The sequence below is a fragment of the Streptomyces graminilatus genome, assembly GCF_001418565.1.
Classification (GTDB): Bacteria; Actinomycetota; Actinomycetes; order Streptomycetales; family Streptomycetaceae; genus Streptomyces; species Streptomyces graminilatus.
On record NZ_LIQQ01000546.1, the window covers coordinates 1 to 4815 of the forward strand.

General features: G+C 71.6%; 3 protein-coding genes. 2 read left to right on the forward strand and 1 reads right to left on the reverse strand.

Annotation, left to right across the window (positions count from 1 at the left end):
- Nucleotides 1-104 precede the first annotated feature (104 nt).
- On the reverse strand, nt 105-1358 hold the full coding sequence (locus tag AOK08_RS35850) for a cytochrome P450 (protein ID WP_055533814.1): 1254 nt from the start codon (nt 1356-1358) through the stop codon (nt 105-107).
- A gap of 268 nt (nt 1359-1626) precedes the next feature.
- Here AOK08_RS35850 and AOK08_RS35855 point away from each other — a divergent pair, with 268 nt between their 5' ends.
- Complete coding sequence (locus AOK08_RS35855) at nt 1627-2796, forward strand: steroid 3-ketoacyl-CoA thiolase (protein WP_055533815.1); 1170 nt, start codon at nt 1627-1629, stop codon at nt 2794-2796.
- 472 nt (nt 2797-3268) lie between these two features.
- Nucleotides 3269-4815 (forward strand): serine/threonine-protein kinase (locus tag AOK08_RS44065; RefSeq protein WP_055533816.1); only part of this gene is annotated, 1547 nt, incomplete at its 3' end.

The following is a 4815-nucleotide window of genomic DNA, read 5'->3' on the forward strand; positions in this document are numbered from 1 at the left end:
GAGGCAGGGGCGGGGCGTGGGAGGCGCCCCTGCCTCACGTCGGACGGGCCGGCGGCGCCGGGATGCCGCCGACCCGAGTCTCGCGGCCCTCCGGGCCACCACGACTAGCCCCCCGCTAGCCCCCCCGCGCTCACCTGGAGTTCCTTGACGCCGTTGACCCAGGCCGAGCGCAGTCGGCGCGGGTCGCCCACCAGGGTGAGGTTCGGCATGGCGTCGGCGAGGGCGTTGAAGATCAGGTTGATCTCCATGACGGCCAGGGACTTGCCGAGGCAGAAGTGCGGGCCGCCGCCGCCGAAGCCGAGGTGCGGATTGGGGTCGCGGGTGATGTCGAAGACGTCCGGGGAGTCGAAGACCTCGGGGTCGCGGTTGGCGGAGGAGTAGAACAGGCCGACGCGGTCGCCCTGTTCGATCTTCTGGCCGCCCAGCTCCGTGTCCTGGGTGGCCGTTCGCTGGAAGGAGACGATGGGGGTGGCCCAGCGCACGATCTCCTCGGCGGTGGTTTCCGGACGTTCCCGCTTGTACAGCTCCCACTGGTCGGGGTGGGTGAGGAAGGCGTGCATGCCGTGGGTGATGGCGTTGCGGGTCGTCTCGTTGCCCGCTACGGCCAGCATCAGCACGAAGAAGCCGAACTCGTCAGAGGCGAGGTTGCCCTCGTCCTCCGCCGCCACCAGCATGGTGACGATGTCCTTCGCCGGGCACTGCTTGCGGTCGGCGGACATGTTCATGGCGTACGCGATGAGTTCCATCGCCGACTGCTGGCCGACCTCCTCGGTGATCGCGAACTCCGGATCGTCGTACGCGATCATCCTGTTGGACCACTCGAAGATCCGGAGGCGGTCCTCCTGCGGGATGCCGATCAGCTCGGCGATGGCCTGGAGGGGGAGTTCGCAGGCGACCTCGGTGACGAAGTCGAAGGCGCCGCTGCGGGCGGCGGCGTTCGCGGCGATGGCGAGCGCGCGGCCGCGCAGGTTGTCCTCCAGGGCGCGGATCGCGCGCGGGGTGAAGCCGCGCTGCACGATCTGGCGGACCCGGGTGTGCTCGGGCGGGTCCATGTTGAGCAGGATCAGCCGCTGGGCGTCGATCGCGTCGCGCTCGATGCGTTCGTTGAAGCGGATGATCGCCGTGTTGGTGGTGGACGAGAACAACTCAGGGTGCGTGGACACGTATCGGACGTCCGCGTGCCGGGTGACGGCCCAGTAGCCCTCGTCGGCGAAGCCCGCGATGCCGGGGTGCTGGGACACCCAGTGGACCGGCTCGGTGGCGCGCAGCTCGGCGAACTCCGGAAGAGGTACGCGGTGTTGGAGCAGGTCGGGGTCGGTGAAGTCGAACCCTTCGGGCATCGCGGGACAGGACGCCATCGGAAACTCCCGTCATCTGACCAGTATCTGACGGTCCATCAGGAATGAGTGGGTGTCGCGAAGGTAGTAACGGGTTCCAGAAGTGGCAAGAGGCACGGCACCGTCATTTCCGGACACGGCTTGTGCTGCCGGGCGCTGCAAGGGGGTTGCGGTGTCGGACGGGCCGTCAGCAGACTGCTGGCAGAACTAGAACGCGTACTAGTTCTGCGTGGCGGGTGGCCGGGACGCCCGCGCTGCGCGGTTGATCTGAGGAGAGGAACTCCCCATCATGGCCGCGGAACCCGTGATCGTCGAAGCCGTACGCACCCCCATCGGCAGGCGCGGTGGCGCGCTCGCCAACCTGCACCCCGCCTACCTGCTGGGCGAGACCTACCGCGAACTCCTGGAACGCACCGGCATCCCCGCCGACTGCGTCGAACAGATCGTCGGCGGCACGGTCACCCAGGCCGGCGAACAGTCCGCCAACCCCGCCCGTACCGCCTGGCTGGCCATGGGCCTGCCGTACGAGACGGCGGCGACCACCGTCAACGCCCAGTGCGGCTCCTCCCAGCAGGCCTCGCACATGGTCGCCAACATGATCTCGGCGGGTGTCATCGACGTCGGCATCAGCTGCGGGGTCGAGGCGATGTCGCGGGTGTCGCTGGGAGCGGCGTCCAAGCACGGCCCCGGTAAACCGTTCCCGGACGAGTGGAACGTGGATCTGCCCAACCAGTTCGAGGCGGCGGAGCGGATCGCCCGGCGGCGCGGACTGACCCGGGAGAACGTGGACGCGCTGGGGCTCGCCTCGCAGGAACGGGCGGCGGTCGCCTGGGCGGAGGAGCGGTTCAAGCGGGAGACGTTCGCCGTCCAGGTGCCCACCACGGAGGAGGAGCAGGCCGCAGGGCAGGGCATGTGGCGGCTCGTCGACCGCGACGAGGGCCTGCGGGACACCTCGGCCGACGCGCTGGCCGCCCTGAAGCCGATCATGCCCACCGCTGTCCATACGGCGGGCAACTCCTCCCAGATCAGCGACGGTTCGGCGGCGCTGCTGTGGGCGTCGAAGCGGATGGCGCGGGCGCTGAAGCTGCGCCCGAGGGCGCGGATCGTGGCCCAGGCGCTGGTGGGCTCCGACCCGCACTTCCATCTGGACGGCCCCGTGGACGCGACCCGAGCGGTGCTCGGCAAGGCGGGCATGACGCTGAAGGACATCGACCTGGTCGAGATCAACGAGGCGTTCGCCTCCGTGGTGCTGAGCTGGGCGCAGGTCTTCGAGCAGGACCTGGACAAGGTGAACGTGAACGGCGGTGCGATCGCCCTCGGCCACCCGGTGGGGGCGACCGGGGCCCGGCTGATCGCCACGGCACTGCACGAACTGGAGCGCGCGGACAAGGAGTTCGCACTGATCACGATGTGCGCGGGCGGGGCGCTGGCGACGGGGACGATCATCCAGCGGCTCTGACCGTCGGCGACTGTCGCCGAGCGCCGAGGCGCGGTGACGTGCCCGTCCAGGCTTTCCGGACGGGCACATCACTCGTCCGGGTGCGTCACGCGCGTCTCGTGCGTCTCGCGATCCTCACGGCATCGGCATCGGCATCGGCACCGGGACGCCGCGAGAGTGCCGAGCGCGGCCAGGGCCGGGATCACATACGGGGAGGTGGCCGACTTCCTCCGCCTCCGCTGGGCTCGCCGCCCGGCGCGTCGTGATCCCGGGCGGCGGACACTCGCCCAGTGTCGAGGCTCCGGCCGCGACGGCACAGGCCCTGGTCTCTTTCTGGCGGTCTGTCCGGCACTGCCCGCCCGCCGCCGCCCGCGGGCCCCTCGGTGGTCACCGTGCGAATTGATCGAAACCCTGTGCGTACGCGCGGGCTGGGTTAGCCTCGTTCTGCCAGTGAGGCGAACTGGCGTACGCAGAACACGACTTCGGGGGATTTGTGACGGACGAAGCTGCCGCGCTGCGGCAAGCCGGCGCTGCCCCCCTGCGTCCCGCCGACCCTGAACGCATCGGCCCCTATGTGCCGTTGGCGTTGCTCGGCAGCGGTGGCATGGGGCGGGTCTATCTGGCGCGTCCCTCGGACGACAGTCCCGGCCTGTTCGCGGTCAAGGTGATCCGCCCGGAGTACGCCGAGGACCCGACGTTCCGGCGCCGGTTCGAGCAGGAGGCGTTGGTGCACGGCCGGGTCCGTACACCCCGGGCGCCGAGGCTGTGCGGTACGGGGTTCCAGGACGAGCTGCTGTGGATGGCCACCGAGTACCTCGCGGCGGTCGACCTCGCGGACGCCGTACGGGAGGGCGGTGCCCTGGAACCGGGCGCCGTCTGGCGGCTGGTGGGGGAGCTGGGGCAGGCGCTCGCCGACCTCGCCGCCACGGACATCGTGCACCGGGACCTGAAGCCGTCCAACGTGCTGCTGTCGCTCAAGGGCGCCCACGTCATCGACTTCGGCATCGCCAAGGCCGCCGACGCGAGCGCCATCACCGGCACCGGCAACCGGGTCGGCACGCCCGCCTACATGTCCCCGGAGTACCTGAGGACCGGCAAGAGCGACGCGGCGTCCGACGTGTTCTCGCTGGCCGGGACGCTGATCTACGCGGCGGCCGGCCGGGCCCCCTTCGGTGACGGCACCGGCGTCGACGTGATGCACCGGGTCGCCTTCGAGGAGCCGGACGCCGAGGTGATCGGCGAGATCACGGCGACCGACCCCGCGCTGGGCGCACTCCTGACCGCCTGCCTCGCCAAGGAACCCGGTCGGCGGCCGACGCCTGCGGCGCTGATCGAGGCGGCGCGTGAGCACGGCGGCGAGTCGGAGGCGGCGTCCGAATGGCCGCAGCCGCTGCTCGGCAGGCTGCTGGAGCGGCAGCGCGCGTACGACGTCCTGTACGGCGTCCCGGTCGCCCGGGCGGCGGAGCTGCGCTTCCCGGGGCGACGTCCTAACCCGGCGTCAGTGCCACCTGTTGCTGTTCCCGTGAAGGACGCGGCGGCGGACCCGGCGGCCCCGGCCGTGGCGTCCGCCGGGTCCTCCCCGGAGCGGCGTCGCTCCTGGGTCCGCAGAAGACCCGTACCGGCGGTGGCGGTGGTCCTCGCCCTCTGTGCCACGGCCGCACTGGTCTTCGTACTCGTCAGCCCGGACGGCCGGACGGTCGCCTCGCCGCCCGGGTCCGGCCCGACGGCCTCCACCGGCACCGCCGCCGAGGCGGGGCACAACCTGCCGAAGGCGGGCACCCCGGACGGGAAGTCGCGCCCGAGCACGTCCGGCGACGGCGCCGAGGCCGCCGATGACCCCGCCAACCCCGACGGCCCCAGCCAGGTCTCCCACGACTCCGGCGGCACCGGCAACGGCAAGGGGGACGCCGGGAACGGCCCCAAGGGCCCTGGCGCCCCCGCGGACACGAGTAACCAGCACGCGACCGCGGGTACGGGCGGCGACCCCGATCCCGACCCTGACCCCGGCGCAGGGCCCGGAGCGGGCGGCACCGGCGGCAC